23 protein-coding genes and 1 tRNA gene are annotated in these 25,242 nt (G+C 63.5%); 13 read left to right on the forward strand and 11 right to left on the reverse strand.

Annotated features, from left to right (window positions below; genetic code table 11):
- Positions 1-34 precede the first annotated feature (34 nt).
- From KIT02_RS16465 to KIT02_RS16480, 4 genes are all read right to left on the reverse strand, one after another.
- On the reverse strand, positions 35-1,513 hold the full coding sequence (locus KIT02_RS16465) for an ABC transporter substrate-binding protein (protein ID WP_297580179.1): 1,479 nt from the start codon (positions 1,511-1,513) through the stop codon (positions 35-37).
- Between the two features lie 75 nt (positions 1,514-1,588).
- Positions 1,589-3,160: an iron ABC transporter permease gene (locus tag KIT02_RS16470; protein WP_297580182.1), complete on the reverse strand. Its 1,572-nt coding sequence runs from the start codon at positions 3,158-3,160 to the stop codon at positions 1,589-1,591.
- A 105-nt stretch (positions 3,161-3,265) separates the two neighbouring features.
- Complete coding sequence (locus KIT02_RS16475; protein WP_297580187.1) at positions 3,266-4,306, reverse strand: extracellular solute-binding protein; 1,041 nt, start codon at positions 4,304-4,306, stop codon at positions 3,266-3,268.
- Positions 4,307-4,479: 173 nt separating this feature from the next.
- The gene (locus KIT02_RS16480; protein WP_297580189.1) at positions 4,480-7,197 is read right to left on the reverse strand and encodes a histidine kinase dimerization/phospho-acceptor domain-containing protein; all 2,718 of its coding nucleotides are present in this window, start codon (positions 7,195-7,197) and stop codon (positions 4,480-4,482) included.
- Positions 7,198-7,496: 299 nt separating this feature from the next.
- Between KIT02_RS16480 and KIT02_RS16485 the strand changes: the two genes are divergently transcribed.
- Positions 7,497-7,573 (forward strand) — tRNA-His (locus KIT02_RS16485).
- 6 nt (positions 7,574-7,579) lie between these two features.
- Here KIT02_RS16485 and KIT02_RS16490 read toward each other — a convergent pair.
- Complete coding sequence (locus KIT02_RS16490) at positions 7,580-9,577, reverse strand: pilus assembly protein (protein WP_297580192.1); 1,998 nt, start codon at positions 9,575-9,577, stop codon at positions 7,580-7,582.
- Positions 9,578-9,637: 60 nt separating this feature from the next.
- A complete protein-coding gene (locus KIT02_RS16495) occupies positions 9,638-10,264 on the reverse strand; it encodes a L,D-transpeptidase (RefSeq protein ID WP_297580199.1) in 627 nt (208 codons plus the stop codon).
- A 448-nt stretch (positions 10,265-10,712) separates the two neighbouring features.
- Here KIT02_RS16495 and KIT02_RS16500 point away from each other — a divergent pair, with 448 nt between their 5' ends.
- From KIT02_RS16500 to KIT02_RS16530, 7 genes are all read left to right on the forward strand, one after another.
- The gene (locus tag KIT02_RS16500; RefSeq protein ID WP_297580201.1) at positions 10,713-10,976 is read left to right on the forward strand and encodes a hypothetical protein; all 264 of its coding nucleotides are present in this window, start codon (positions 10,713-10,715) and stop codon (positions 10,974-10,976) included.
- Between the two features lie 101 nt (positions 10,977-11,077).
- On the forward strand, positions 11,078-12,568 hold the full coding sequence (hisS, locus tag KIT02_RS16505) for a histidine--tRNA ligase (RefSeq protein ID WP_297580203.1): 1,491 nt from the start codon (positions 11,078-11,080) through the stop codon (positions 12,566-12,568).
- A 145-nt stretch (positions 12,569-12,713) separates the two neighbouring features.
- Positions 12,714-13,778, forward strand: a complete 1,065-nt coding sequence (locus tag KIT02_RS16510; RefSeq protein WP_297580205.1) for an ATP phosphoribosyltransferase regulatory subunit — start codon at positions 12,714-12,716, stop codon at positions 13,776-13,778.
- A complete protein-coding gene (hisG, locus tag KIT02_RS16515) occupies positions 13,775-14,467 on the forward strand; it encodes an ATP phosphoribosyltransferase (RefSeq protein ID WP_297580207.1) in 693 nt (230 codons plus the stop codon). Before KIT02_RS16510 ends, hisG begins: the two co-directional genes overlap by 4 nt.
- Position 14,468: 1 nt before the next feature.
- Positions 14,469-14,642, forward strand: coding sequence for a hypothetical protein (locus KIT02_RS16520; RefSeq protein WP_297580208.1), 174 nt, complete (start codon positions 14,469-14,471; stop codon positions 14,640-14,642).
- A gap of 66 nt (positions 14,643-14,708) precedes the next feature.
- Complete coding sequence (locus KIT02_RS16525; RefSeq protein ID WP_297580210.1) at positions 14,709-15,908, forward strand: glycosyltransferase family 2 protein; 1,200 nt, start codon at positions 14,709-14,711, stop codon at positions 15,906-15,908.
- A 13-nt stretch (positions 15,909-15,921) separates the two neighbouring features.
- Positions 15,922-16,668 (forward strand): TSUP family transporter, encoded by a 747-nt coding sequence (locus KIT02_RS16530; RefSeq protein WP_297580212.1) that lies wholly within the window; start codon positions 15,922-15,924, stop codon positions 16,666-16,668.
- A 30-nt stretch (positions 16,669-16,698) separates the two neighbouring features.
- On the opposite strand, the gene KIT02_RS16535 is transcribed toward KIT02_RS16530, so the two are convergent.
- The 4 genes from KIT02_RS16535 to KIT02_RS16550 all read right to left on the reverse strand — a co-directional run bounded on the left by KIT02_RS16535 (position 16,699) and on the right by KIT02_RS16550 (position 20,071).
- A complete protein-coding gene (locus KIT02_RS16535) occupies positions 16,699-17,424 on the reverse strand; it encodes an EF-hand domain-containing protein (RefSeq protein ID WP_297580214.1) in 726 nt (241 codons plus the stop codon).
- A gap of 168 nt (positions 17,425-17,592) precedes the next feature.
- Positions 17,593-17,829 (reverse strand): BrnA antitoxin family protein, encoded by a 237-nt coding sequence (locus KIT02_RS16540; RefSeq protein ID WP_297580216.1) that lies wholly within the window; start codon positions 17,827-17,829, stop codon positions 17,593-17,595.
- Between the two features lie 248 nt (positions 17,830-18,077).
- Positions 18,078-19,718, reverse strand: a complete 1,641-nt coding sequence (groL, locus tag KIT02_RS16545; protein ID WP_297580218.1) for a chaperonin GroEL — start codon at positions 19,716-19,718, stop codon at positions 18,078-18,080.
- A 62-nt stretch (positions 19,719-19,780) separates the two neighbouring features.
- Positions 19,781-20,071, reverse strand: a complete 291-nt coding sequence (locus KIT02_RS16550) for a co-chaperone GroES (protein WP_046103399.1) — start codon at positions 20,069-20,071, stop codon at positions 19,781-19,783.
- A gap of 202 nt (positions 20,072-20,273) precedes the next feature.
- Between KIT02_RS16550 and KIT02_RS16555 the strand changes: the two genes are divergently transcribed.
- From KIT02_RS16555 to KIT02_RS16575, 5 genes are all read left to right on the forward strand, one after another.
- Positions 20,274-21,407 carry a glycosyltransferase family 2 protein gene (locus KIT02_RS16555; RefSeq protein ID WP_297580221.1) on the forward strand — a complete coding sequence of 378 codons (1,134 nt, stop codon included), beginning with the start codon at positions 20,274-20,276 and terminating at the stop codon, positions 21,405-21,407.
- A gap of 10 nt (positions 21,408-21,417) precedes the next feature.
- Entirely contained in the window at positions 21,418-22,944 is a 1,527-nt protein-coding gene (locus tag KIT02_RS16560) for a glycosyltransferase family 39 protein (RefSeq protein WP_297580223.1), read from the forward strand.
- An 80-nt stretch (positions 22,945-23,024) separates the two neighbouring features.
- Positions 23,025-23,381, forward strand: a complete 357-nt coding sequence (locus KIT02_RS16565; protein WP_297580225.1) for a DUF427 domain-containing protein — start codon at positions 23,025-23,027, stop codon at positions 23,379-23,381.
- Between the two features lie 59 nt (positions 23,382-23,440).
- Positions 23,441-23,632 carry a hypothetical protein gene (locus tag KIT02_RS16570; protein WP_297580228.1) on the forward strand — a complete coding sequence of 64 codons (192 nt, stop codon included), beginning with the start codon at positions 23,441-23,443 and terminating at the stop codon, positions 23,630-23,632.
- Positions 23,633-23,649: 17 nt separating this feature from the next.
- On the forward strand, positions 23,650-24,618 hold the full coding sequence (locus KIT02_RS16575; protein ID WP_297580230.1) for a DMT family transporter: 969 nt from the start codon (positions 23,650-23,652) through the stop codon (positions 24,616-24,618).
- On the opposite strand, the gene KIT02_RS16580 is transcribed toward KIT02_RS16575, so the two are convergent.
- On the reverse strand, positions 24,615-25,151 hold the full coding sequence (locus KIT02_RS16580; protein WP_297580232.1) for a dihydrofolate reductase family protein: 537 nt from the start codon (positions 25,149-25,151) through the stop codon (positions 24,615-24,617). The genes KIT02_RS16575 and KIT02_RS16580 overlap by 4 nt on opposite strands.
- Positions 25,152-25,242: the final 91 nt, after the last annotated feature.

A 25,242-nucleotide genomic window follows, 5' to 3' on the forward strand; every position in this document is an offset into this window, starting at 1 on the left:
CATCATGCCGGGTGCCGCCGGGCCCACGCGGCCCTTACTCCATCCAGTGGATGTCGCGCAGCACCAGCCCCTCGACGGGCGCGTTCTGCCACATGCCCTCGAGCTTGGCATTCCAGACACCTGTCTGGGCCAGCTCGAACAGATAGCCGTTGACCGCATCCTGGGCGATGATGGTCTGGAATTCCTGCGCCAGGCGCTTGCGTTCGGCCTCGTCGGTCGTGGCATTGAGCGTCTCGTTCAAGCTCTGAACTTCGGCATTGTCATAGCCGAAATAGTAGTCAGGATTGGCATAGATACCAATGTCGAACGGCTCGACATGGCTGACGATCGTCAGGTCGAAGTCCTTGTTCGTCAAGACATCTTCGAGCCATTGGGCCCATTCCACATTGATCAGTTCGACCCTGATGCCAACCTCGGCAAGTTGGCTGGCAACGATCTGGCCGGACAGCCGCGCATAGGCCACGGGCGGCAGCTTCAGTGTCGCAGCGAAACCATCGGCGAGCCCGGCCTCCGCCAGCAGGGCCCGCGCGGCATCGGGGTCATAGGCATAGGTGCCCGTCAGATCGAGATAATACGGGTGGTGCGGGGCAAAGTGGCTGCCGATCGGCACGCCATAGCCATAGGTTGCGCCGTCGATGATGTCCTGGCGGTTGAGCGCATGGGCAATGGCCTGGCGCACCTTGAGGTCATCGAAGGGCGCCTTGCGATTATTGGTCGCGAGAATCGTTTCGCCTTCGGTAGAGCCGACCAGAACCTTGAACTGCGGATTGCCCTCGAACACCGCCAGCGCTTCGGGCGCGAAATTGTTGGTGCCGTCGACATCGCCGGCCAGGAGCGCATTGGTCAGGGTGGCGGTGTCGGAAATGAACAGGAAACTCGCGCGCGTCAGCGCCGGCAGGTCACCCCAATAGGGACCATATTGCTCCAGCACCACGCGGCTGCCCCTGTCCCATTGCACAAAGGCGAAGGGGCCGGTGCCAATGGGTTCGGCGCTGTTATTGGCGGCGGTTTCCGGCGCCACGATCACTGCGTCGCCCCGACCCATGTTGAACAGGAACATGCCGTCCGGCCGGCTCAGCGTGAATTCCACCGTCATGGAGTCGATCACCGTCACGGCGCTGATGGGCTCGTAGAGCGCCTTCTGCGCATTGACGCTGTCTTCGGCCAAAAGCCGGTCGAAGGTGAACTTGACGTCTTCGGCGTCGAAGGCGGTGCCGTCATGGAAGGTCACGCCGTCCTGCAATGCGAACTGGTAGGTGAGGCTGTCTTCGCTGATGGTCCAGCTTGCGGCCAGGCCGGGCTGCACGGCGCCGGTCTGGTCGATGCGGACCAGGCCTTCAAAGACGTTTTGATAGACCACGATATCGATGGCTTCGGCAGCGCCCGCGGTCGGATCGAGGCTGGGCGGTTCCAGCGCCACGCCGATGCGGATTTCGGTGGGCTGCGCCAAGGCGGCCGTTCCCGCCAGCATCACGCTTGCAGCGGCAAGGGCGAGGGACTTGAACAGCGTCATCGAATATCCTCCAGATCGGGTGAGCACCTAAGGTCTATCTATAGGCAAGATCGGGCCGAAGCGCACCTGCGGCAATCATACTTTCCGGCGGTCGGCGGCCCAGGTGGCCAATATCACCGGGATTGTGCCCACCAGCACGATGCACAATGCCGGCAGCGCCGCCTGGGTGAACAGGCCCACACTGGCGCGCGAATAAATCAGAGTGGCCAGGGTCTCGACGCCCAACGGGCGCAGCAGCAGCGTCGCCGGCAATTCCTTGACGATCTCGACAAAGACCAGCATTCCGGCCGAGAGCAGCGCCGGTGCCAGCGTCGGCAGGTCGACCCGCAGCAGCAGCCGCCAGCGCCCGGCGCCCAGAACCCGTCCGGCATCGAGCATGGCCGCGCCACGCTTTTTCATCGCCGCGTCCAGCGTCGAGTGGCTCACGGCCAGAAAGCGGATGGCATAGACATAGACGAGGGCAACCATGGATCCCGACAGGATCAGGCCCGGCCGCCAGTCGAACACCGCCATGGTGCCGCGATTGATCCAGAGATCGGCCTGTCCCAGCGGCTGCAACAGGCCCAGGGCCAGCACGGTGCCCGGGATCGCGTAACCCAGTGTGGAAATGCGGATCAGGCCGCGTGTGGCCCGGTCGCTGCGCTCACCCATGCGCGCGACCCATAGGCCGATGATGACCGTGGCCAGGGCGCCGGACAGGGCCAGGGTAACCGTCGGGACCAGCGCCCTAAAGGTCAGTGCCACCACGTCGGGGTGAACGAGCCGTATGGTGAGATAGAGCATCTCGCCTGCCGGCAGTCCAAACCCGGCCACCAGCAACAGGGTGCAGAACCCGGCCGCGCACCAGGCGCCAAAGCCGGACAGAACCGCGCGGGGCGGCGGCACGCGGCTGTCGCGATGGGCCGAAAACATCCGATCCCGCCGCGCCCTCTGCTCGGCAAGGATGAGGAACGCAATGACCAGTACGACCGTCACCGCCAGCTGTGCGGCCCCACCCAGGTCACCGCGATTGATCCAGGTGGAATAGATGACGGCGGTAATGGCGTTGACGCCGAAATACTGCACTGCGCCCAGGTCGTTGACGACCTCCATCATGGCCAGCGACATGCCCACGACGAGCGCAGGGCGGGCTGTGGGCAGGACCACGGCAAAGAAAGTGCGGGCCCCGGTCGCGCCCAGCGTGCGGGCGGCGATGCTGAGGCTGGTCGACTGCATGAGGAAGAATGCCCGGCAGGCGACATAGACATAGGGGTAGAGCACCGCCGACAGCACCAGCGTTGCTCCCCAATTGCTGCGGATATCGGGGAACCAGTAGTCGCGGATATTCTGGGCTCCCGTCAGCCCCCGCAGCGCGGTCTGGAACGGGCCGGTAAAGCCCAAAACTTCGACATAGGCATAGGCGGCGAGATAGGTTGGAACCGCCAGCGGCAGGATCAGCGCCCAGTCGAACAGCCGCCGCAGCGGGAACTCGAAATGGGTCACGAGCCAGGCCGCCACGAGGCCCGCAATGCCGGTCAGCACGCCGACCGAAAGCATCAGCAGCCCGGTTTCGCGCAGGGCCGTCGGCAACATGGCCGCGCCTAGCCCATTGCTGCTGCCCAGACCGGACAAGGCGGCAATGCTCAGCCACAGGATCGGCAGCCCCATGACCAGGACCAGCACAAGCGGCAGGACCGGCAGCGGTCGCCCGCTGCCGGTCCTGGAGGTCTGTGTCTGGCTGGCGCTCGCGGCTATGCCGGCCTCCGTCCCCGCTTAGTTCTGCGGACCTTCGTTGAACTTGAGTTCGTCGACCAGCGCCGCAGCTTCGGCGCGATGCGCGGCCACTTCGGTCAGCGGAACTTCGGAGGCCTTGAGTTCACCCCAGCTCAGCACCAGCTCATTGATCGGCGCGCCCGGCACGACCGGGAACTCGTAGTTGGTGTCGGCATAGATCGACTGGGCCGAGTCCGACAGCAGGTATTCGATCAGGGCATTGGCGTTTTCGGCATTGGGAGCGTGCTTGGCGATGAAGGCGCCGGCTACGTTGACCTGGGTGCCTGCGCCTTCGGCATCGGGATAGATGATGCGCGCGGCATTGGCCCAGTCCTTCTGCTCCGGCTCGGCATCGTTGTTGAGCATCGCACCCATGTAGTAGGTGTTGACGATGGCCAGGTCGCACGAGCCTTCCAGGATGTTCTTGACCTGCCCACGGTCATTGCCATTGGGGGCGAAGGCCAGGTTGTCGCGCACCTTGGTCAGCCATTCGCGGGCCTTTTCCTCGCCATTGACGGCGATGTAGTGGGCGATGAGGCCGATATTGTAGGGGTGCTCGCCCGGACGGGTGCAGATACGGCCCTTCCATTCGTCAGAGGCCAGGTCTTCATAGGTGAGGGCCGTGGCATCGACCCGGTCCTTGGAGACGTAGAACACGCGGCTGCGCAGCGACAGGGCCGTCCAGTTGCCATCGTCATCGCGGAAGGCGGCAGGCACGCGCTCGGTCAGGCCGGCTGAGGTGATCGGCTGGGTCAGGCCCTGTTCCTCGGCGCCCACCAGATTGCCGATATCGACGGTCAGCACCACGTCGGCGGGCGACAGTTCGCCCTCGGCGGCAACGCGGTCGAGCAGGCCGTCACCGGCATAGAGCACATTGGCGGTGATGCCGGTCTCGGCGGTGAATTCGTCCAGCAGCGGCTGCAACAGGCTCTGTTCGCGATAGCTGTAGATATTGACTTCGCCGCTCTGGGCGAAAGCGGGCATGGCCGACATCATGGTGGTGGCGAGAAGGGCGCCGAACATCGTGGCGGTCTTGGTCATCTGCATCTCCTGTTGCATTCGGGGGTCAAGGGCCCGTTGACGAAGCGGTATTGGAGTGCTCATCCGGTAATGTCAATAAAGCAAACAAAAACAAACGCTTATAGGTTGGAATGATTCAAAACCAGCGGGCGTTTTCCGTGTGCTTTCAGTGCGCTAGCGTGCGAAGAAAAATCTCACTCCCGCGGTGAGGGCGGGGTCGCATCGACCAGATCTGCGGGAATGCGCAGCGAGAACAACAGACCTTCGGCACCCGCCGGATCAACCGAAAGCGACACGGTGTTGACCGCAAGCAGCGAGCGCGTCAGCGCCAGGCCGACGCTCGAGCGCACCGGTGCCAGCACCTTGCCCTTGGTGTCGACCCCGTCCCGGAACACCACGAAGCGCTCGCCCATGTCCACCGCATGGGCCGAGCTGTCCCGGACATGAATGGCAATGGCCCCGTCGTCGAGGCGCTGCGCCGAAATGATGACCGAACTGCCCTCGGGCGTCTGGTCGATGGCGCTGGCCAGAAGGTTCAACACCGCCTGCGTCAGCGATGCCTCGTCGGCTGTCACTCTCGGCAGGGTCTCCGATATGGCATTGCGCACGATCACCCGTGCGGCATTGGCCTGCGCGCGGATGCGGATGACGCAGCTTTCCAGAAGCCCGCTGAGGTCGAGTCTCGCGCGCTGCGCCAGATAGCGGCCCTCGCGCAGGCGGGCATATTCTTCGAGTTCCCCAACCAGTGCGGATATATCCTGGCCGGCGCGCGCAATGTCGTCGGAATATCCCTTGAGCTTGTCCTGGTCGGGCGACGCGAGGCTCGTCGTGCCGATAACCTCGGCAAAGCCCAGAATGCTGCTCAATGGCCGGCGAATGCCGCGACCGATCCGCGCCAGCAGCGCCGGATCGACATCACCGCCCGTCGCGATCTGCGCCAGGGCCGATTGGCGGCGGCGCACAAAGCCGAAGTAGCCGGAAAGAATGCCCGCCTGCCCAAGAGCGAAGAGCAGGATATCGGATCGCCCGTCACCGGCCCGCAGCGTCAGCACCGGCCGTTCGCTCTCGGCAAACCGCGCCGGCCGCTCGAGGAAGGCGCGCAGGGCCACGCCATCATCCTCTCCCACCAGCGAAATCAGGGTGCGGCCGACCAGGGGGCGGCCAGCCGCCAACAAGGTGCTGGCCTCGGCATTGGCCGCGCTGACCATGCCGGACCGGCTGGTTTCGATAAAGCCATCGCCACAGATTTCGGCAAAGCTGCCCGCAAAGGCCCGTACTGCGTCTTCATGCCCGGTCCGCACCTCGGTGGCGCTGGCCGACAGCAGCAGGGCAGGGCGGCCCTGCCACGACACTGACTGCAGGCGCGCCGTGACCGGGATCAGGGTGCCATCGCGCTGCACCAGATGATTGACCGGTCCGGCCTCCTGGCCCTCGGGGCCGACGACCGGAAACACCGCCGCCAGCCCGGCCTGCCGCAAGGCATCGGCCGAGTCATAGCCGATCATCTCGGTGATCGAGCGGTTGGCAAACAGGATCTGCTGGTCACGGAACACCAGGATACCCAGAGGCAGCCGGTTGAGGACCAGCGTTTCCCCGCCCAGATTGATCAGCGCCCCCGTGCCTTGCGGGGTGCTCGCGGGAGCCGGTGCCGTCACCGCCGGTGGCGGGCTGCGATCCCCGACGCGATCGGTCAGGATGCGCGACAACTCATCGAAATTGTAGCGCGAGACGCGCTCCACCGCCTCAGAGTCGGGCTGTTCCGCCTCAAGACGGCCCGTCCCGCCATCAACCAGGCCGGCCGCTGGCTCCGTTTCGGGCGGTTCGGGCATATGCACACCCGCGTCAGCCACTTCATCCGCAGGCGCCTCGTCGCGCGCAGTCGGCGTAAAGCCACGGCCGATAATCTTGTAGAGCGTCGCAGGCGCTTCGGCATCATCGGCTTCCGGCGCGGCACCGGAAACGGCGTCGGGTGTTTCCCCGGACACCCATGGCTCCAGTCCCTGGTCCGCCGTCTGATAACCGACGTCATCGTCAGGCGCGGATGGGTTGTCGACGGCAGGCGTAGCGTCCGCCGGGTCCAGCGGGTCGTCCTCGGCACTGAGCGGGGTGAACAGGGCATCGTCTGCCGCCAGCCGGTCGAACAATGCGCTCAGCCGCCCTGCTTCCGTGTCGGCGCCGCCGTCGTCCTGCGCCCCGTCCGTGCTGTCCGATGGCAATTCCGCCTGTTCGGGCTCTGCTGGCTCACCCGTGCCGGGCTGGTCGTCCGACAGCGCGTCCTGCCAGCTCTCTGCGGTATCGGTTGCTTCTGCGTCCGCAATGAACGGGGCCGGCTCGGCGGCGGTTTCATAGGCCTGTTCGGCATCCGGCGCCTGCCAGCTTTCGAGCTCCCGCTGATAGCTGTCATCGGCATCTGCGGCGTGCGAAACCGGCTCCGCAGCACCTTCGAAGGTCTCGGTGGCGGTCGGGGTGGTGTCCACCGCCGCACTGTGCACCGCAGGCTCCGTGTCTTCGGGCCCATCCGTGCGCGCCTGGCGGGCCACCAGCAGAATGTCCTCGCCGATCGCGTCAACGCCGACAATCAGCAGCACCGGCTCGTCGCCGCTCCATTTGAGCGGCGTCGTGGCACAGGTGGCCGAAACCGGCTTTTCGCCGGCCAGAAACTGAATGCGGGCGAGGCTGCTGCGGCCGGAGGAGCCGAGCCGGATAATGCGCGCCACCTGGCCCTTGATCGGGATGGCGGGCGGCGCCAGCTTCAATCCGTGCTTCTTGTTTTTGGCCATGAACAGGCCCGCGGCGTCGTTCTGCCAGATCAGGCGCTGGCCATCCTGCGACCACAGCCAGGCCGGACGTGCGTCGTCGGCGTGCTGCAGCACGCGCGGCGCATTCGGCAGGGTGGACCACAGTTCATTCATCGACTGCCTTTTCGCTTGATCGTCCGGACTGTGCCATTTCGAAACAAACGCGTCAGGTTCATTAAGTGTTCTTCAATATCGTGCAGGCCGGACCGAATCCAGCCTGAGCGCGGCGCTTGGGCCATTCTTCGGCCGGAATGGTTAAGCTCCATCCCTCATCCCGCGCAGTGTTAAGGGTCGAAATTGTGGTCAGGCCGGGCCCTGTCCACAGGTGTGAAATCCATGCTTGTCAATCCGGCCATCTCGACCTATGTTCCGCCCGTTTTCGGGACCGGGCTTTGCCGTCCCCAGACGAACATGCCGCCTTAGCTCAGTTGGTTAGAGCGCTAGATTGTGGATCTAGAGGTCCTCCGTTCAATCCGGAGAGGCGGTACCACTCCCCCTACCGAGCCAGACGCAGCGCCGACAGATCGTTGGCGATGGCAGCAAAAGTTGCCTTGAGATCGCTGGCGGCATTGGGGAACCGAGCCCGGTCGGCAGTGGAGGCACATGTGGTCAGCATGCTCCGAACCACTTCTTCGGTGCTCTGAGTCACGGTGTTGGTGGCCAACCCGATTGTATAGAGCGTTATGCCTTCCGCCTTGGCGTTGGCGCAGGTCTGCAGGGTCCGTGTATTCATGTCCGCAACGATTTGGGCATTGCTCGAGGCCGTACTGCCCTGATTGCTGCTGATGTTGCCCAGCCGCTCTATGTTGCCACCGCTCGATGAGTTGGAGTTGGTGTTGCGCGAATTGTAGGGATAGCCATAGGCGGAATAATAGTACGTGCCGTTCATGTTCCCGGTGCGGTAGGCGGTATTCTCACCATCGGTCATGACGATCATGACTTTGGAGGTGGCCTCGTCATATTCGCTGCCTTCCTCGAATGGTGCCGTAGGCGATAGCACCCGGAACCCCCAGGCTGTCCCCTCGTGAATGTTCGTGCCTCCGAGCGCCACCATGTTGTCGATGGCGTCCAGCACGTCATCGGGATCTGCCGACAGAGGCAGAACCGGTTGCGTCGGGCAGTCCGCATTCGGACCCTTCTGGCCGGTATTGTGTGTGAACTCGCCCGTATATTTGCACAAGCGTTCTTGATACTCGCGGGCCGTAAGGTTCGTCGGTACATAGCCGCCGCCTACACAGGAGCGCTCCCGTCGAAATGTTCTGTTGTTGCCTGAGCCACTAAATTGGGACCAGGAAGAGTAGTTGCTCCAGTTCCGGCAAGTGCAGCCGTCCGAGTGTGCGCCGTAGCGACCTCCGGAGTAGATCGCATCGCTGGAAAAGTTCTCCGGTCCAATGGGGAAAATTTCCGTATATTGGCCTGAGCAATTTGAGTTACTTGAATTGCAGCCCGTGCGGTACTGCTGCTGCATACACGTAGTGTTTCCCTGGGGCGGACGATCGCAACGGGCAGGCGAGTCCGTTACATAGTTGTTGTAATTGCTGTAATACGAGAGGCCCACCATGGTCTCGGGAAGGTCCGGAGCAAACAGCGGCACAAAAAACGTGTTCGGCTGGCCGGCAGTCGCTGGCGTGTCGTCTGTGTCCAGATATTCTTGAGGACGGGAGCCGGACTTGATATGCGGGCGGGCTTCGACGCAGCCGCGCCAACTATCATTGTCAATTTGATCGTAGAGAGCGAGCCTGTCCACTGGCGCGTTGAATGGCGTGTTCTCGTCGTCATCATCGTCAAAATTGTCGTTCGCAATCGCCGACTGCCCCAACCGATCGATCCAGGACTGATTGGCATTTTCCGGGCCGATGTTGACGTACATGGTGAATGGAACGATCGAGACGCGTACATTCTCGACCAGTGCGGCCCCCGGCGCGGCTGTACAGGTGTTCCCGGAATCCACCACATCGGTGTACATCAGGATATTGGTCGCGCACTTGGCCGCAGCGACCAGATTGGTCATGCGGCTCTCGTTCTGCATCGAACCCGAATTGTCGAGCACCATGACCACTTCCAGCGCCAGCTTCTTGCGCGTGGCTTCCGATTCGATCGCTGCACTGAGCTGGGGCACGCCGACCAGCGACACGAAAATCGTTGGCATGGTGAAGCTGGCGCGGAAATAGAGTGAGCCGTCTTCGACCGACGTCACAACCTGGTCGATGCCGGCGTCGATCCGGTTATCGCCGATGCGCTCAAGCATGATGGCCTCGGCCTGGAGGCGCACATCCTCTTCGTCATAGTCATCTTCAAAGATCTGCGGTTGCAGGGCCAGCGCCGCGGCGTCCAGCGCCACCTGAGCGCGCGATTTGGTCTGTTCCAGCCACACATAGTCAACCACCGCGCCCCCGAGCGCGATGAGAACAATGGCCATGACCCCGAAGAGCACGGCGAAGACGCCGCTTTCATCTCTGAAAAATCGGCCGACGAGCCTGGAAAATCCGTTCATGCGACGCTTCCTGCCGCGCCCCTTGGTCGGACGCGGCACCAGTCTCGGTAAAAATCCTTATTAAAGGACCACCACTTTGCTGTTTATTTGCACCCTGGCGTAGAGATCGATCACATCATCGTTGGTCATGCGGATGCAGCCCGAAGAGACATTCTGGCCGATGGACCAGGGTTCATTGGTGCCGTGGATGCGATAGAGCGTCGATCCCAGATAGAGCGCGCGGGCGCCCAGCGGGTTGCTTGGGCCGCCCTCCATGCGCACCGGCAGGCCGGGCTGGCGCTTGCGCATTTCGGCGGGCGGCGTCCAACTTGGCCACTCGGCCTTGCGAGTCACGCGATGGGTGCCGGCCCATTCAAAGCCGCTGCGCGCAACGCCGATGCCGTAGCGCAGGGCGCGGCCATCGCCGAGCACGAAATAGAGGAAATGGGCGCGCGTATCGACCACGACGGTGCCACTGCGCTCACTGGTGGGATAGGACACGATCTGCCGCAGATAGACCGGATGCACCTGCGCATTGGCCTGCAGGGCCAGTCCATGGCGCGGCTGCCCGGAGCTGACCGTGACGCCGGGCGGCGGTGCAAAGCGCCACCCCGGCGCAAAGGTTTCGGCCTGACTCCGCGGCGCCAGTATCAACAGGGGCAGCGCGGCAAGAATGGCCAGAAGGCGGGACGCCGGTTTCGTGGTCATGGGTGATGATCCAGAGCTGAACAGGCCTCCATTGTGGCGCCAACTCACCAATGGCCGGTCAAGCAGCGTGGTTAACAATCCGCTTCGTGCCGGTGGCCGGCTGGGCGGCAGTAGTTGCCGTCATGCAACACTCTCGATGGCTGCGACATGCTGACACAGTTCGCGCTTGCTGCTCACGATATTGCGAGCTAAGAGGCCTGTGTTCGCAAAGCCAACCGAGGGAGACGTTCCATGATTGCATCGACGTTCCGCCACTCGGGGCCAAACCTCCATCATTGCACCCGAGGCTGACCTCGGTCCTGTGATGGGTCTTCGGTCGCATAGCGACCCGCGGACACCCCACCTCCACCCCTGAAGTTCTGATCCCCGGCCGCATTGCGCCCGGAATCCGGCTTCTCCCCCTTGTGTACTCAACAGAGGCCGGTGGCGTGTGCTGCCGGATTCCCAAATGTCGTCCAACGTTCTCAGCGAGCGCAGCGTGGTGCTGCGACTCGAATTCTCCATCGCCGACGCCGTGCGTCAGCGCGGTCTCGTCTCCGTCATCGGCGCGGCTGTCCGCGCCTGGTGGTCGCAGCGGCCGGTAAACTACTCGGCCGTGCCCGAATACCTGCGGGACGATGTCGGCCTGCCGCCTGCAGAAGAAGCCCCGCATTGGACGGGCATCGATCTGCATGCCCATCGGCTGCATCCGCCCTCGCGGAGCGGTCCGTGATTGACAAAGGCGGCCGGGCACCCCCCGGCCGCCGCCCAACACATGTTGTTTCATCCCGGCCAATCGTCTAGGAACGGCCCGACTTTCCCTTAGGTACAGCAATGTCCGAAAAGACCAAGCTCATCACCCCGCGCCTGCCGCGCGGCTTCGAAGACCGTACGCCCGGCGAAATCGCCGCCGTTGGCGCCATGATCGACAAGATCAGGAAAGTCTATGAGCGCTATGGTTTCGACCCGGTCGAAACCCCGCTGTTCGAATATACCGAGACGCTGGGAAAATTCCTGCCCGATACCGACCGGCCCAATGCCGGCGTGTTTTCGCTGCAGGATGATGACGAGCAATGGATGAGCCTGCGCTACGACCTGACGGCGCCGCTCGCCCGCTACTTCGCCGAAAATTTCGAGACCCTGCCAAAACCCTACCGTTCCTATCGGCAGGGCTATGTCTTCCGCAACGAAAAGCCCGGTCCCGGCCGCTTCCGCCAGTTCATGCAGTTCGACGCCGACACCGTTGGCGCCCCCGGCCCAGAAGCCGATGCCGAAATGTGCATGATGATGGCCGACGTCATGGATGCGCTGGGCTTGCAGGGCAAATACGTCGTCCGCGTCAATGATCGCAAAATCCTAGATGGAGTTCTCTCCGCAGTTGATGTCACGGATGAAGATCAGAAGCTGACTGTGCTGCGCGCGGTCGACAAACTCGACAAATTTGGAGTGGACGGGGTCAAGCAGCTACTCGGCGCTGGCCGTAAGGATGAGAGCGGGGACTTTACGAAGGGTGCAGGGCTGAACGAGAGCCAAGTTTCTGGCGTCTTGAACATGTTCGACTTTAAGATTGATGTCACTCGATCTGCAGAAGGCACCGGCTACAATTTAAGCGGCGTCGGGCACCCAAACCTGTTGATGACCGACGCGATATATGATGCGGCTGCTTCGCTTGGACAGATGAAGGTCCTCTTCGACGCCGCCGGTTACGGCCCGGACCGCATCAAAATTGACCCCTCCGTCGTCCGTGGCCTCGAATATTACACCGGCCCGGTCTTCGAGATCGAACTCACCTTCAAGGTGCAGAACGAAAAGGGCCAGGACGTCGTGTTCGGTTCCGTTGGTGGCGGTGGCCGTTATGATGGTCTCGTCTCCCGCTTCCGCCGCGAACCGGTGCCGGCCACCGGCTTTTCCATCGGCGTCTCGCGGCTTGCCAATGCGCTGAAACTCACCGGCAATCTTGGCGCCACCGAACCGGCCGGCCCGGTCGTGGTCCTGGTCATGGACAAGGCCGAAACTGCCCGCTACCAGGCCATGGTCTCCGAGTTGCGCCAGGCCGGCATCCGCGCCGAAATGTTTCTCGGCTCCACCAAGAATTTCGGCAAGCAGGTCGCCTATGCCGACAAGCGTAACTCGCCCATCGTCATCATCGAGGGCAGCCAGGAGCGCGAGCAGGGTATCCTGCAGGTGAAAGACCTGATCGCCGGAAAACAGGCGGCCCAGGCCATCACCGACAACGCCGAATGGAAAGCCGCCCGCCCGGGCCAGTTCGAGATCAGGCGCGAAGACCTGGTTTCGGCGGTGCAGAAGCTGTTGAGCGAGCAATGACAAGACGGGCTGTCCATGCACACGATGTCATCCCGGCGGAGGCCGGGATCCAGGTCCGGAATACGTCCTGGACACTGGCCTCGCGGATAGTCACGTGCATGGATTCCGGCCTGCGCCGGAATGACACTGGGGATAATAGCGCGCCATGACCAACGCTGCCTATCGCCGTGCGCAGCTCGAGGCGCTTGTCGAGGCCCAGGGGGGATGCCGGGCGACGCCGCCACTCCTGCTCAAGGCCGATCCCTATTTCGATCTGGCCGGCGAGGAATTTGGCCGCCGCCTGCTGCTGACCACCGATGCCACCGGCGCCGAATACTGCCTGCGCCCGGATTTCACCCTACCCATCGTCGCCGATTACATCGCCCAGGGCGCGCGCGAGCCTGCGGCCTTTTCCTATCTTGGGCCGATCTTCCGTCAGCGGGAAACCGGCCCGGCAGAGTTCGACCAGGCCGGCATCGAGCTCCTCGCCCAGCCCGATGGCGACGTCGCGCTCGATCAGGTGCTGACCTTTGCTCGCGCCGCGCTGTCGCTCTACAGTGTCACCCCGCAGGTGCGCCTGGGTGGCGTGGGTCTCTTCGAGGCCCTGCTGGCCCAGGCCGACATGCCGGACGCCTGGCGGCCGCGTATTCGCCACCGCTTCGGTCATCCCGAGGCCATGGAGCGGTTGCTGACCCGCCTCGAACAGGCGCCCGATGTGCCCCGTAGCGAGCAGCCGTCGCACGCGGATCTCGTGGAAGATGTCACCGCCCGCATGGTGTCGGCCGGTCTCAGCCTGTCGGACGGTCGCTCGCCCGAGGAGATCGCAGACCGTTTTACCGAGCAGCAGGCGCTCGACGCGGCCCATGTGCCACCGGCAACGCTGAAGCTGTTGCGCGATTATCTCGCCATCAAGGGCGACGTGCTTTCTGCGCTCCGTCAGCTCGAGGCTTTGGCCGAAACCAATCGCCTCATGCTGGGCGCCCCCATCCGCGCCATTCGCCGCCATCTCGACCAGTTGGGCGAGGCCAGGGTGAGTTTTGACGCCAGTTTTTCCCCGCGCCTCGACTATTATACCGGCATTGTTTTTGAGATGCGGGGGCAGGGCGGCGCCATTCTCGTCTCCGGCGGCCAGTACGACCGGTTGCTTGAACGCCTGGGCGCCACCGCGCCGATCGCCGCTTCCGGCTGTGCGCTCTGGGTCGACCGCCTCGAAGCGGAGGGTGTTCGATGACCATTACGCTCGCAGTACCCTCAAAGGGGCGCCTCGAAGAACTCACGCGCGAGTGGTTTTCCCGGCGGGGCCTGACCATCACGCGTCCAGGCGGCGCGCGCTCCTATCTCGGAGCCATCGAGGGCGTGCCCGAAGTCACCGTGCGCTTTTATCCGGCGTCCGAAATTGCCCGCGAACTCATTCGCGGCAATATCGACCTGGGCGTCACCGGACGTGACCTGATCCACGAAACCAGCGAGTCCGGCCCCGCTGCGGTGGATTTTGCCCGCAATCTCGATTTCGGCCATGCGGATGTTGTCGTCGCCGTGCCCGAAGCCTGGATCGATGTCACGCATATGCACGATCTGGCCGATGTGGCCTCCGATTTCCGCTCCCGCCATGGCCGGTGGATGCGCATCGCCACCAAATACATCACCATCACCCGCCAGCATTTCGCGGGCGCCGGCATTGCCGAGTACCGCATCGTCGAGAGCCTGGGTGCCACCGAGGCGGCGCCTGCGGCCGGCGTGGCCGATATCGTGGTCGATATCACCTCCACCGGCTCGACGCTCGCCGCCAATGGTTTGCGCGTGCTCGAAGACGGGGTGATGCTGAAGAGCGAAGCCAATCTGATCGTCTCACGGACTGCCGATTGGCAGGGTCAGCGGGCGGCCGAGCGCGACGCCTTCCTCGCTCGCCTGGGAGATTGAGATGGATCTGGTCCTTGTCCTGCTGCTCGTGCTGATCGGTGTCGGCGCCATCGTCTATGCCGGGTTGCGCCAGCCGGCGCGGCCCGCCGAACCAGTAGTCGATGGCGGTAGCGCCTCAGGCGAAGATCATGGTGCAGGGGCCGAGGCGCCCAAGGGCGACGGCGATCCGGCGTGAGCCGGGTCGGCTTGCCAGCCCGGGCGATTCACGCCACAAGCTGTTGCTGCTGGCGCGGGGGATTGCGTGGCGGACGAGCTTGAACTCACCATTCTGATGCCGTGCTTGAATGAGGCAGAGACCCTGGCCGTCTGCATCGGCAAGGCGCGCGCGTTTATCGAGCGAACCGGCATCGCCGGGGAAATCCTCATTGCCGACAACGGCTCCACCGATGGCTCGCCGGCTATTGCCCGCGCCGAGGGTGCCAGGGTCGTCCAAGCCTCCCAGCGCGGTTATGGGGCGGCGCTGGCTACGGGCATCAGTGCCGCGCGGGGCCGGTTCGTCATTATGGGCGATGCCGATGACAGTTATGATTTTTCCCGGCTCGATGCCTTTGTCGATGCGTTGCGCGCCGGGGCCGATCTGGTGATGGGCAATCGCTTCAAGGGCGGCATCGCGCCGGGAGCCATGCCCTGGCACCACCGACTGATCGGCAACCCGATCCTGAGCGCGGTCGGCCGCCTGTTCTTTCGCACGCCAATCCGCGATTTCCATTGCGGCCTGCGCGGGTTCCGGCGCCAGGCGATCATCGAGCTCAATCTGCGCACCACGGGCATGGAGTTTGCCTCCGAAATGGTGGTCAAGGCCACTTTGGCGCGGTGCGATGTGCGCGAAGTGCCCACCACGCTCAGCCCCGACGGACGCAGCCGGCGGCCCCACCTGCGGTCCTTCCGCGATGGCTGGCGGCATCTGCGGTTCCTCCTGGTGTTCTCGCCGCGCTGGCTGTTCCTTTATCCCGGAATTGGCCTGCTGATCTTCGGCCTTGTCGTCGGTGCCGCACTCGTGGGTGGTCCCCTGCGCATCGGCAGCGTGGTGTTTTCCACGCACACATTCCTCGTCGCAGCCCTCTGCGTCATCATGGGCACCCAGTCCATCGCCTTCGCCCTGATCGGCCGCCGCTTTGCCTCGCGCTATGGCTTCATTCCACGCTCAAGCACCTATGACCGGCTGCTGGAAAGCCTGACGCTGGAGCGTATCCTGCTGGTGGCCCTGCTGCTGATGCTGGGTGGCCTGGGCGCGCTGGGCTGGGGGTTGTGGGAATGGGCGCGGCGCGACTTTGGCCCTCTCACGTCAGCGGCCACGCTGCGCGCCATCATTCTGGCCATGACCGCGCTGGTCACCGGCTTTCAACTGATGATGAGCGGCTTCATGTCGTCCATCATCAACATCCCCATTTATGAGCGCCGGATCAGCGATGCGACCGGCGAACAGCGCCCTTCATCCTGAGCAGGCAATTTCCATGGACCCCCTCGTTCTACTCGCCCTCATGGGTGTCGGCATGCTGGCCGGTTTTGTCGATGCCATTGCCGGCGGCGGTGGCATGATCACGGTTCCGGCGCTGCTTTCGGCCGGCCTGCCTCCGGTTTCGGCCCTGGCCACCAACAAGATGCAGTCGGTGGTCGGTACCACCATGGCGGTCATCACCTATTGGCGGCGCGGCTTCGTGGTGCTGAAGGATCTGGTGCCGGCCGTTGTCCTGACCTTTGCCGGCTCGGCGCTGGGCGCCTTCGTGGTCAGCCGTATCGATGTGACCCTGCTCAATATCGCCGTGCCGATCGCCCTGATCGCCATCGCCCTCTATTTCCTTTTCGCCCCGAAACTGTCCGATGCCGATCGGGCCTCGCGCCTGCCGTTTCACCTCTTCGTGCCGGTACTGGGCTTTGCCATCGGGTTTTACGACGGCATCTTCGGGCCGGGGACCGGCGCCTTCTTTACCATCGGTTTCGTGGCGCTGTTCGGTTTCGGCCTGACCCGCGCCACGGGCAATACCAAGGCCCTCAACCTCATTTCCAATTCCGCCGCCCTGGTGATCTTCATTCCCGGCGGCCACGTGGTCTGGCCCGTCGCCCTGGTCATGGCCCTCGGGCAGATCATCGGCGGCTATGTCGGCGCCCGCACCGGCATCCGCTACGGCGTCCGCATCATCCGCCCCCTGGTGGTGGTGGTCTCCATCGCCATGGCGGTAAAGTTGCTGTTCTTCCCGTAGGAGGCGAGGGCGCGAACGCCCTCACCGGGGTCACGCGGCTTCGTTGAAGATCGAGGCCAGCTGATCGAGGAGGCTGGTGCTCTGGCTGGCGCCATAGGCGGCTTGGGCCATGGTGAGCAGCGAGACGCTGGACGTGCTCTCGTCCTCGTCGTCTTCGCTTTCGCCCGTGGCGCTGGCTTCAGCGCCACCTCCAGGCGGTGGGCCGCCCGGGGGAGGGCCACCAGGAGGCGGGCCACCGGCGCCGCGCGCCGAGTCCATTTCGCCCTTCAGCGTTTCAAGAAAAGACACGCCCTCCGCTTCGCTGATGGTGCCGTCGCCGTCACCATCGATCAGGTCGAAGAGCTTTTGCAGCGTTTCGCTGCTTTGCTCGGTAGCTTCTGCACCGAACTCTTCCAGCGACACCGAACCGTCCTGGTCGGCATCGGTCTGGGCAAAGATATCTGCGGCGCTGGGTGCCTGCATCTGCTGCGCCATGAAGGCCATGGAGCCGACCCGCTCCGCCATCTGGCTGTCAAAGGCGTCCTTCTCGGCGCTGGAAACGCTGCCATCGGCATCGCTGTCCATGGCCGAGAACAGGGCTTCTGCCCGCTTCTGTGCCTGGCTGTCCGAGGTGCCCTTGGGCGCGCCGGCTTTCAACTCGTCCAGCGAGAGCGCGCCATTCTTGTCGCTGTCGAGGCTGTCGAGTGTTGGTGGCTGGAAGTTGGGCCGCGTGTATTGAGTCGCCGAATAACCCCCTACGCCGCCGATCATTGACATGGTCGTGGTTCCTTCTCACGTCTCCGGATGATCCCGGATTTGTGATCAGAGGCGTTGGCAGGGTTAACCGGGCCTTAACATATGCCTGCCGCCCTGGGTCGGCCGCGAGATTTAACGGCGCAGAAAGGTTGCCGTAATGCTTTGGAAAGGTAGCCAGTCCTGCCCGGTTCAGGCATCCAGCCCGGCAGCGGCGCGCAGCGCGGCATTGATGCGGTCCTGCCAGCCAGGGCCGTCATCCTGAAAATACTCGAGCACCGCACGGTCGAGGCGCAGGGACACCAGTTCCTTGCCCTCGGGTGGCCCATTGGCCGTCCTGGCCGCAGGCTTGGTCTCGGGCTTGCTGGTCGCGGCCTTGAAGACGGCCTCGGCCTGATCGATTGCGCTGCCGCGCCGGGGTGTTCGCATTTCTGTCCTCGCAGGTATTGGTGCATCCTAACCGCCGCCAACGAAAAAAGCCCCGGTGTTTCCACCGGGGCTTTCCACAAGGATCGTGACTGGGAAGAAACGATCCTTGAAGCTCGTGCGCTGGGCGAGATGGACATGCGGCAAGGCCGCCCGACCGTCGGTCGCCCCCGCGGAGGGCCAGCGACCGGCATTTTTGCCGATCGCGATACGGCCCGTGAGCGAAGGAAGTGCTAGTTCGCTTTCGCGAACTAGAAATCCATGCCGCCCATGCCGCCCATACCGCCGCCAGCCGGCATTGCCGGAGCGTCGGGCTTGGGGGCTTCGACAATGGTGGCCTCGGTGGTCACCAGGAGCGAAGCAACCGAAGCGGCGTCTTCGAGAGCGGTACGGACAACCTTGACCGGGTCGATAACGCCCAGGGCAACAAGGTCACCATATTCGCCGGTCGCGGCATTGTAGCCGTAGGACGCAGCCGAGTTCTCGAGGATCTTGTCGACAACCACGGAGCCTTCGGCACCGGCATTGTTGGCAATGCAACGGACCGGCGACTGCAGGGCGCGGCGCACGATGGCGATACCGGCTTCCTGGTCGGCATTGGCGCCCTTGGCCTTGATGGCAGCCGAAGCGCGGAGCAGGGCAACGCCACCGCCCGGAACGATGCCTTCTTCGACAGCGGCGCGGGTCGCGTTGAGCGCGTCATCGACGCGGTCCTTACGCTCCTTGACTTCCACTTCCGTGGAACCGCCGACGCGGATCACGGCAACACCGCCGGCGAGCTTGGCCAGACGTTCCTGCAGCTTTTCGCGGTCGTAGTCCGAGGTGGTTTCCTCGATCTGGGCCTTGATCTGGCCAACGCGGGCCTGGATCTCGTCCTGGGTGCCGGCACCATCGACGATGGTGGTGTTTTCCTTGGTGATCTCGACGCGCTTGGCGGTGCCGAGCATGTCCAGGGTCACGTTTTCGAGCTTGATGCCGAGGTCTTCGGAGATCACCTGGCCGCCGGTGAGGACGGCGATGTCTTCGAGCATGGCCTTGCGGCGGTCACCGAAGCCCGGAGCCTTGACGGCAGCGACCTTGAGGCCGGCGCGCAGACGGTTGACGACCAGGGTCGGCAGAGCCTCGCCATCAACGTCCTCGGCGATGATCAGCAGCGGACGCTGGGACTGAACAACGGCTTCCAGGATCGGCAGGATGGCCTGCAGGTTGGAAAGCTTCTTTTCGTGCAGCAGGATGTAGGGGTCTTCGAGCTGTGCCGTCATCTTTTCGGCATTGGTCACGAAGTAGGGCGAGAGGTAGCCGCGGTCGAACTGCATGCCTTCGACGACATCGAGTTCGGTCTCGGCGGTCTTGGCTTCCTCGACGGTGATGACACCCTCGTTGCCGACCTTCTGCATCGCCTCGGCGATCATGTCACCGATGGACGATTCGCCATTGGCCGAAATGGTGCCGACCTGGGCAACTTCGGAAGACGAGGTGATCTTCTTGGCAGAGCCCTTGAGGCTTTCCACGACGTCGGCGACAGCCAGGTCGATACCGCGCTTGAGATCCATCGGGTTGAAGCCGGCGGCCACAGCCTTGACGCCTTCGACGACAATCGCCTGGCCGAGAACGGTTGCGGTGGTCGTGCCGTCACCGGCAACATCGTTGGTCTTGGACGCGACCGAACGCAGCAGCTGCGCACCCAGGTTCTCGAACTTGTCTTCCAGTTCGATTTCCTTGGCGACCGAGACGCCGTCCTTGGTGATGCGCGGGGCACCGAACGACTTTTCGATAACGACGTTACGACCCTTGGGGCCGAGGGTGACCTTCACCGCATTGGCGAGGATGTTGACGCCGCGCAGCATCTTTTCGCGGGCGTCGGTGGAGAATTTGACTTCCTTGGCGGCCATTTATGGCTCCTTGAAAAATGTCGGTTGATGGGGAACGACAAAAAAGGCGGTGAGAGAGCCGATTAGGCCTCGATCACGCCCATGATGTCGCTTTCCTTCATGATGATCAGGTCTTCGCCGTTGAGCTTGACCTCGGTGCCGCTCCACTTGCCGAAGAGCACGCGATCGCCGGCCTTGACGTCCAGCGCATTGATCTTGCCGTTTTCGTCGCGGGCGCCGGGGCCCACGGAAACGATCACACCCTCGGAGGGCTTTTCCTTGGCGGTATCGGGGATGATGATCCCGCCCTTGGTCTTTTCTTCACTGTCGACGCGACGGACGACCACTCGGTCATGCAGGGGACGGAAGCCCATGACTTGCTCCTCTTGGCATCATTGCTAATGCAAATTTCAGGACCTGTTAGCACTCGCCATTCGTGAGTGCTAACAAGCTGCCGGGATATAGGGATGGCCCGGGCGGGGAGTCAAGGCGCGCCTCCCGAAAATTCTTTCGTCCCCGGTCGAGGCTTGCTATTGGGCGCTGCACGCCCAATTCCAATCCGGACCTTTCAGCGCCATGACCAGCCCCGCCTCCATGCCCGCTGAACCGCAGTGGCGCCCGCCAAGGCTCTCGGTTGTCGTGCCGACTTACAAGGAGCGCGACAACGTCCTGCCGCTGCTCGAAAAGCTCGACCTGGCCCTGGCGGGAATAGCGTTCGAGGTTATCTTCGTCGACGACAACAGCCCCGACGGCACGGCCGAAGCCGTCAAACAGGCCGCCCGCACCCGCCCCAATGTGCGCTGTATTCACCGTATCGGGCGGCGTGGCCTGTCGTCGGCGTGTATCGAGGGCATGGCCCTGTCCGCCGCAGAATTCGTCGCGGTGATCGACGGCGACCTCCAGCATGACGAATCCATCCTGCCGCAACTGCTGGCGCGGGTGGAAGAGGGGGCCGATATTGCAGTCGGCTCTCGCTATGTCGGCGAGGGCCGGTCCGAGGAAGGCCTGTCGGCCGGACGGCAGGCCGGGTCGCGCCTGGCCACCCGCCTTTCCGGTATCCTGACCGGCAAGGCGCTGGCCGATCCCATGAGCGGCTTTTTCCTTCTGCGCCGCGCGCTCGTGATGGAAGTGGCGCCGCACCTCTCCCAGGAAGGCTTCAAGATACTGCTCGACCTGGTGGCCACTGCCGGGCGCCGCCGTGGCGGCCGTCTCACCATTGCTGAAGTGCCCTACAGTTTCCGCCCCCGCCATGCGGGCGAAAGCAAGATGAGCCCGCTGATCGTCGCCCAGTTCCTGGGGCTCATCGTCTCGCAGTTGACGCGTGGCCTCGTGCCGACAAGTTTTCTCCTGTTCGGCCTTGTGGGCGTTTCGGGTGTCTTCGTGCACCTTGCGGTGCTCAGCCTCGCCTTTGAAGTATTTGGCATTGGCTTTGCCGTCAGTCAGTTCATCGCCACCATGGTCGCCATGACCACCAATTTCGTGCTCAACAACGAACTGACCTATGCCGACAAGCGCCTGACCGGGCGGCGCTTCTTCACGGGCCTGTTGAGTTTTTACGCGGTGTGCAGTTTCGGCACCTTCGCCAATATCTCGGTCGCGAGCCTCCTGTTCACTGCCGAAATGGCCAATTTCGTCTTTGCCGGCATAGCCGGGGCGGTCATGAGCGCGGTGTTCAACTATGCCGTGACCCGCATCTTCACCTGGCGCTGAGGAGCCAAACATGAGCGAGACCCGGCGCATTGGCCCGCTGACACCCGTTCAGGCGACGCTGGCGCTCATTATCGTCACCCTGGTGTTGCGCACCATTGGCGCCTGGGCCGTGGGCTGGGGCACGGGCGAAGCCTATTACCTGGCCTCGGCGCGCCAGTTCCATCTCAGCTACTATGACCAGCCACCGCTCTTCCTGTGGATGATCTGGGGTATCGTGACGGCAACCGGATCGGACGCCATCCTTCTGGTGCGCCTGCCATTCCTCCTGATGTTCGCCGGCTCGACCTGGCTGGTCTTCGACATCATGCGGCGGCTGCATTCGCCCCTGGCCGGTTTCTATGCCGCGCTGATCGTCAACGCCTGCGTGCTGTTTTCGCTCTCCATCGGGTCCTGGGCGCAGCCCGATGCGCCCATGCTGCTCTTCTGGCTGGCGACGGTCCGGGTGCTGATCGAAATCTTTTTCGGGGCCGGTCGCGAGCGCCCCTATTTCTATTGGGGCCTGGCCGGGTTGTTCCTTGGTCTCACCTTTCTGTCGAAATACCACGCCCTGTTCCTCGTCTTGGGCACCGGGCTCTACATTCTCGTCGATCCGGCCCAGCGCCATTGGCTGCTGCACAAGGCTCCCTGGCTGGCGCTGGTGATCGCGCTGGCGATCTTTTCGCCGGTCATCATCTGGAATGCCCAGAACCAATGGGCCTCTTTCGGCTTCCAGGGCGGGCGGGCGCTCGCCGAATCCGATCTGCGCTGGGGCGGCCTCATCCGCATGATCATCGGCCAATTGGTCTATATGGTGCCGTGGCTGGCCATACCGGCGCTCTATATTGGCGTCAGGGCCCTGTTCGCGGGCCTCGAGCGCTCGGCCATTGCCGGGGTCGCGCCGGGAGTGGCAGTGCTCTTTGCCTATATTGCCTGGCCGCCGATCCTGTTCTTCACCATCGTCGCCCTCTGGTCCGATACGCAGTTCCACTTTCACTGGCAGGCGCCGGGCTACATCATGCTCTTCATGCTCATGGGGGCCTGGGCCGCCAATCGCAATGGACGGGCGATCAAGGCCTGGCTCTGGGGCAGTGCCGCCGTCACGCTGGTGATCCTCGCACCTCTGGTCAGCCATTGCGCCACCGGCTGGGCCCGCCAGGTCTTTCCCGGCGATTGGGAAGACCCCACTTATTCGCAACTGCCCTGGACCGAAGTCGGCGCGGCCTTGGTCGAGGCCGGCGTCTTCACCGGCGAAAACCAGTTCGTCGCCGGCATGAACTGGATCGATTGCGGCTATATCGACACCCAGGTCGGCGGGCGTGTGCCGCTGGCCTGCTTCGGCTCGGACCCGCGCAACCTGCACTACAATTTCGATCCGGCCACCCATGCGGGATGGGATGCAATTGTCGTGGTCCAGACCGGCAATATCGAGCGGGCGGCCGAGCGGATCGGACGCCAGTTCGACGCCGTGACCCATCTCGAAACGCTCGACATCACCCGCAATGGCTATCCGGAGTTGCGCAATATCCAGGTGTTTGAGGCGACGAGCTTTCAGCCCTGATTGCGCCGGGCCGGGTGAACCCAATCGCGTGCCGGAACGTTGTGTTTCCGACCCGGATATCTCGGGCCAGGAGATCGCAAATGACCGACCGCCAGGACACGAAAACCGCAATCGTCCCCGTTTCCGGCCGCGTGCACATCTTTTTTGACGACGCCGAAATTGCCAGTTCCACGCGCGCCATGCGCCTGAACGGTTCGGCCGCTCCCCAGGTGTTCTTGCCGCTCGAGGATGTGCATCCGCAGATTCTCGAAGCCTCCGACACGACGCGCGAGGATGCCGGACCCGGCACCGCTCACTTCTACACCGTCAAGACCCTCACAGCCGATGGCAGCGACGAGGCATGGTACTATCCCTATGCCGAGGGTGCCTACGCACCCATTCGCGACATGCTGACCTTTGGTGGCGATCGCATCCGCGTCGAGGTGACGGAAGTCTGACGCTCGTTCAGAGCGTATTCCCACTTCCCCCCGCCGCAAGACTGGGCCATAAGGCAAGCATGAGCGAACAATCTTCTTTCCAGATCAAGCTACGCCGGACCGGCGGAGTCGGCGCCAATGCAAACTGGCATTGGGAAATTCAGGATGCGGACGGCAAAGTCGTCAAGACCGGTAGCGCCGTGGGCGAGGAGCACAAGGCTTTCGCCACTGCGCGCATCGCCAAGGAAAAGCTGGAAGCCGCGGGCAAGTAAGCCCCGATAGGATTGCCGTGACCGCGCCCGCCGCCGAGCCTGAACCCGCGCCCGTATCGCCCGGTTTCACAGGTCCGCTGCGCGGCATCGCCCTCAAGGTCGCGTCAGTTTGCTGCTTCGTGGTCATGGCCACCATGCTCAAGGCCACCCAGACCGTGCCCTCCGGGCAGATGGTGTTCTTCCGCTCGTTCTTTGCGCTGCTGCCGGTGTTGGCCTATCTCGCCTGGCGCGGCCATCTGGCCCATGCCTTTGCCACAAAGCGGCCGGTGGGCCACGTGGTGCGGGGCCTGATCGGCGTCGGCGCCATGAGCCTGGGATTTTTTGCGCTGAGCCGGCTGCCACTGCCCGAAGCGACAGTGCTCCAATACGCGGCTCCCCTGCTCATTGTCGTATTGTCGGCCGTGCTGCTGCATGAACGGGTCCAGGTCTTCCGCTGGACCACGGTCATCATCGGGCTGGTTGGCGTGCTGATCGTGCTCTGGCCCCGCCTGACCCTGTTCACGGACCCGGACGGCATGGGCGACGGACAAGCGCTCGGCGCCATTGCCGGGATCACCGGTGCGCTGCTGTCTGCCTTTGCCATGTTGCAGGTGCGCACCCTGGTGCAGACCGAGCGCACCGAGGCCATCGTCACCTATTTCTTCATCAGCGCCAGCGTGCTGAGCCTTCTGACCATTCCCTTCGGTTGGGTCATGCCGACGCCCGAACAGGCGGCGCTGCTGATCGGTGCCGGCTTTTTTGGCGGCATCGGACAACTGTTCCTCACCTCATGCTACCGCTATGCGGACATGTCCGTGATCGCGCCGTTCGAATATGTGTCGCTGATCCTGACCATCGCCATCGGCTTCGTTATCTTTGCCGACATCCCCACCGCATCCATGCTCGTCGGCAGCGTCATCATCGTCGCCTCGGGCATCGCGGTGATCCTGCGCGAACGCTGGCTCGGCCTCGACCGCGCCAAGGCCCGCGAGGCCAATACGCCCTAGCGCCTGACGCGATAGAACGACTGCACAAGCCCGGATGGAAAGGGTTGCGTTCTCACGTGTTCAAGCACGAGGTCATGATCCAGCGCCCCGAACAGCGGTATGCCGGTGCCGATCAATACGGGTATCCGGCTGATCACAAGATCATCGATCAGGCCGGCGCGCAGGAACGACTGGATAACCGAACCACCATCGACATAGACGGCCCGCCAGCCCCGCTCGGCAAAGTTCGCCATGGCCTGCTCTGGCGTTGCCGCCAGCACCTCCACCCGGTCCGAGATTTCTGCCGGAATATCGGTGGGCCTCAGCGAATGACTCAACACCACGACGGGCTTGGAGTAGTACCAGGGGCGCATGTCCTTGATGGCTTCATAGGTTCCGCGCCCCATCACCACGGCATCGACCCGTTCCATATGGGCATTGAACCCGTGATCCTCGCCGTGCGTGGGAAATTCAGTCAACCAGCCGATGCCGTGGTTCTGCCGCGCGATGAAGCCGTCCAGGCTGGTTCCGATGAAAACGTGCCCCGTAGTCATGATGTTGCTCCCTATCCACGCCACCTGACGCAGGTGCCGTGACAAGGAATGACAGCAGGCTTCGATGCGGGACGTCTAGTGTCGCTTCCGC

The organism is Devosia sp. (assembly GCF_025809055.1).
Taxonomy (GTDB): Bacteria; Pseudomonadota; Alphaproteobacteria; order Rhizobiales; family Devosiaceae; genus Devosia.

Bases quoted from the DNA above. Each gene is read 5' to 3' on its own strand.
- KIT02_RS16465 (WP_297580179.1), bottom strand. From the start codon at position 1,513: ATGACGCTGTTCAAGTCCCTCGCCCTTGCCGCTGCAAGCGTGATGCTG.
- KIT02_RS16470 (WP_297580182.1), bottom strand. From the start codon at position 3,160: ATGGGGCTGCCGATCCTGTGGCTGAGCATTGCCGCCTTGTCCGGTCTG.
- KIT02_RS16475 (WP_297580187.1), bottom strand. From the start codon at position 4,306: ATGACCAAGACCGCCACGATGTTCGGCGCCCTTCTCGCCACCACCATG.
- KIT02_RS16480 (WP_297580189.1), bottom strand. From the start codon at position 7,197: ATGAATGAACTGTGGTCCACCCTGCCGAATGCGCCGCGCGTGCTGCAG.
- KIT02_RS16490 (WP_297580192.1), bottom strand. From the start codon at position 9,577: ATGAACGGATTTTCCAGGCTCGTCGGCCGATTTTTCAGAGATGAAAGC.
- KIT02_RS16495 (WP_297580199.1), bottom strand. From the start codon at position 10,264: ATGACCACGAAACCGGCGTCCCGCCTTCTGGCCATTCTTGCCGCGCTG.
- KIT02_RS16500 (WP_297580201.1), top strand. From the start codon at position 10,713: ATGTCGTCCAACGTTCTCAGCGAGCGCAGCGTGGTGCTGCGACTCGAA.
- hisS (WP_297580203.1), top strand. From the start codon at position 11,078: ATGTCCGAAAAGACCAAGCTCATCACCCCGCGCCTGCCGCGCGGCTTC.
- KIT02_RS16510 (WP_297580205.1), top strand. From the start codon at position 12,714: ATGACCAACGCTGCCTATCGCCGTGCGCAGCTCGAGGCGCTTGTCGAG.
- hisG (WP_297580207.1), top strand. From the start codon at position 13,775: ATGACCATTACGCTCGCAGTACCCTCAAAGGGGCGCCTCGAAGAACTC.
- KIT02_RS16520 (WP_297580208.1), top strand. From the start codon at position 14,469: ATGGATCTGGTCCTTGTCCTGCTGCTCGTGCTGATCGGTGTCGGCGCC.
- KIT02_RS16530 (WP_297580212.1), top strand. From the start codon at position 15,922: ATGGACCCCCTCGTTCTACTCGCCCTCATGGGTGTCGGCATGCTGGCC.
- KIT02_RS16535 (WP_297580214.1), bottom strand. From the start codon at position 17,424: ATGTCAATGATCGGCGGCGTAGGGGGTTATTCGGCGACTCAATACACG.
- KIT02_RS16540 (WP_297580216.1), bottom strand. From the start codon at position 17,829: ATGCGAACACCCCGGCGCGGCAGCGCAATCGATCAGGCCGAGGCCGTC.
- groL (WP_297580218.1), bottom strand. From the start codon at position 19,718: ATGGCCGCCAAGGAAGTCAAATTCTCCACCGACGCCCGCGAAAAGATG.
- KIT02_RS16550 (WP_046103399.1), bottom strand. From the start codon at position 20,071: ATGGGCTTCCGTCCCCTGCATGACCGAGTGGTCGTCCGTCGCGTCGAC.
- KIT02_RS16555 (WP_297580221.1), top strand. From the start codon at position 20,274: ATGACCAGCCCCGCCTCCATGCCCGCTGAACCGCAGTGGCGCCCGCCA.
- KIT02_RS16560 (WP_297580223.1), top strand. From the start codon at position 21,418: ATGAGCGAGACCCGGCGCATTGGCCCGCTGACACCCGTTCAGGCGACG.
- KIT02_RS16565 (WP_297580225.1), top strand. From the start codon at position 23,025: ATGACCGACCGCCAGGACACGAAAACCGCAATCGTCCCCGTTTCCGGC.
- KIT02_RS16570 (WP_297580228.1), top strand. From the start codon at position 23,441: ATGAGCGAACAATCTTCTTTCCAGATCAAGCTACGCCGGACCGGCGGA.
- KIT02_RS16580 (WP_297580232.1), bottom strand. From the start codon at position 25,151: ATGACTACGGGGCACGTTTTCATCGGAACCAGCCTGGACGGCTTCATC.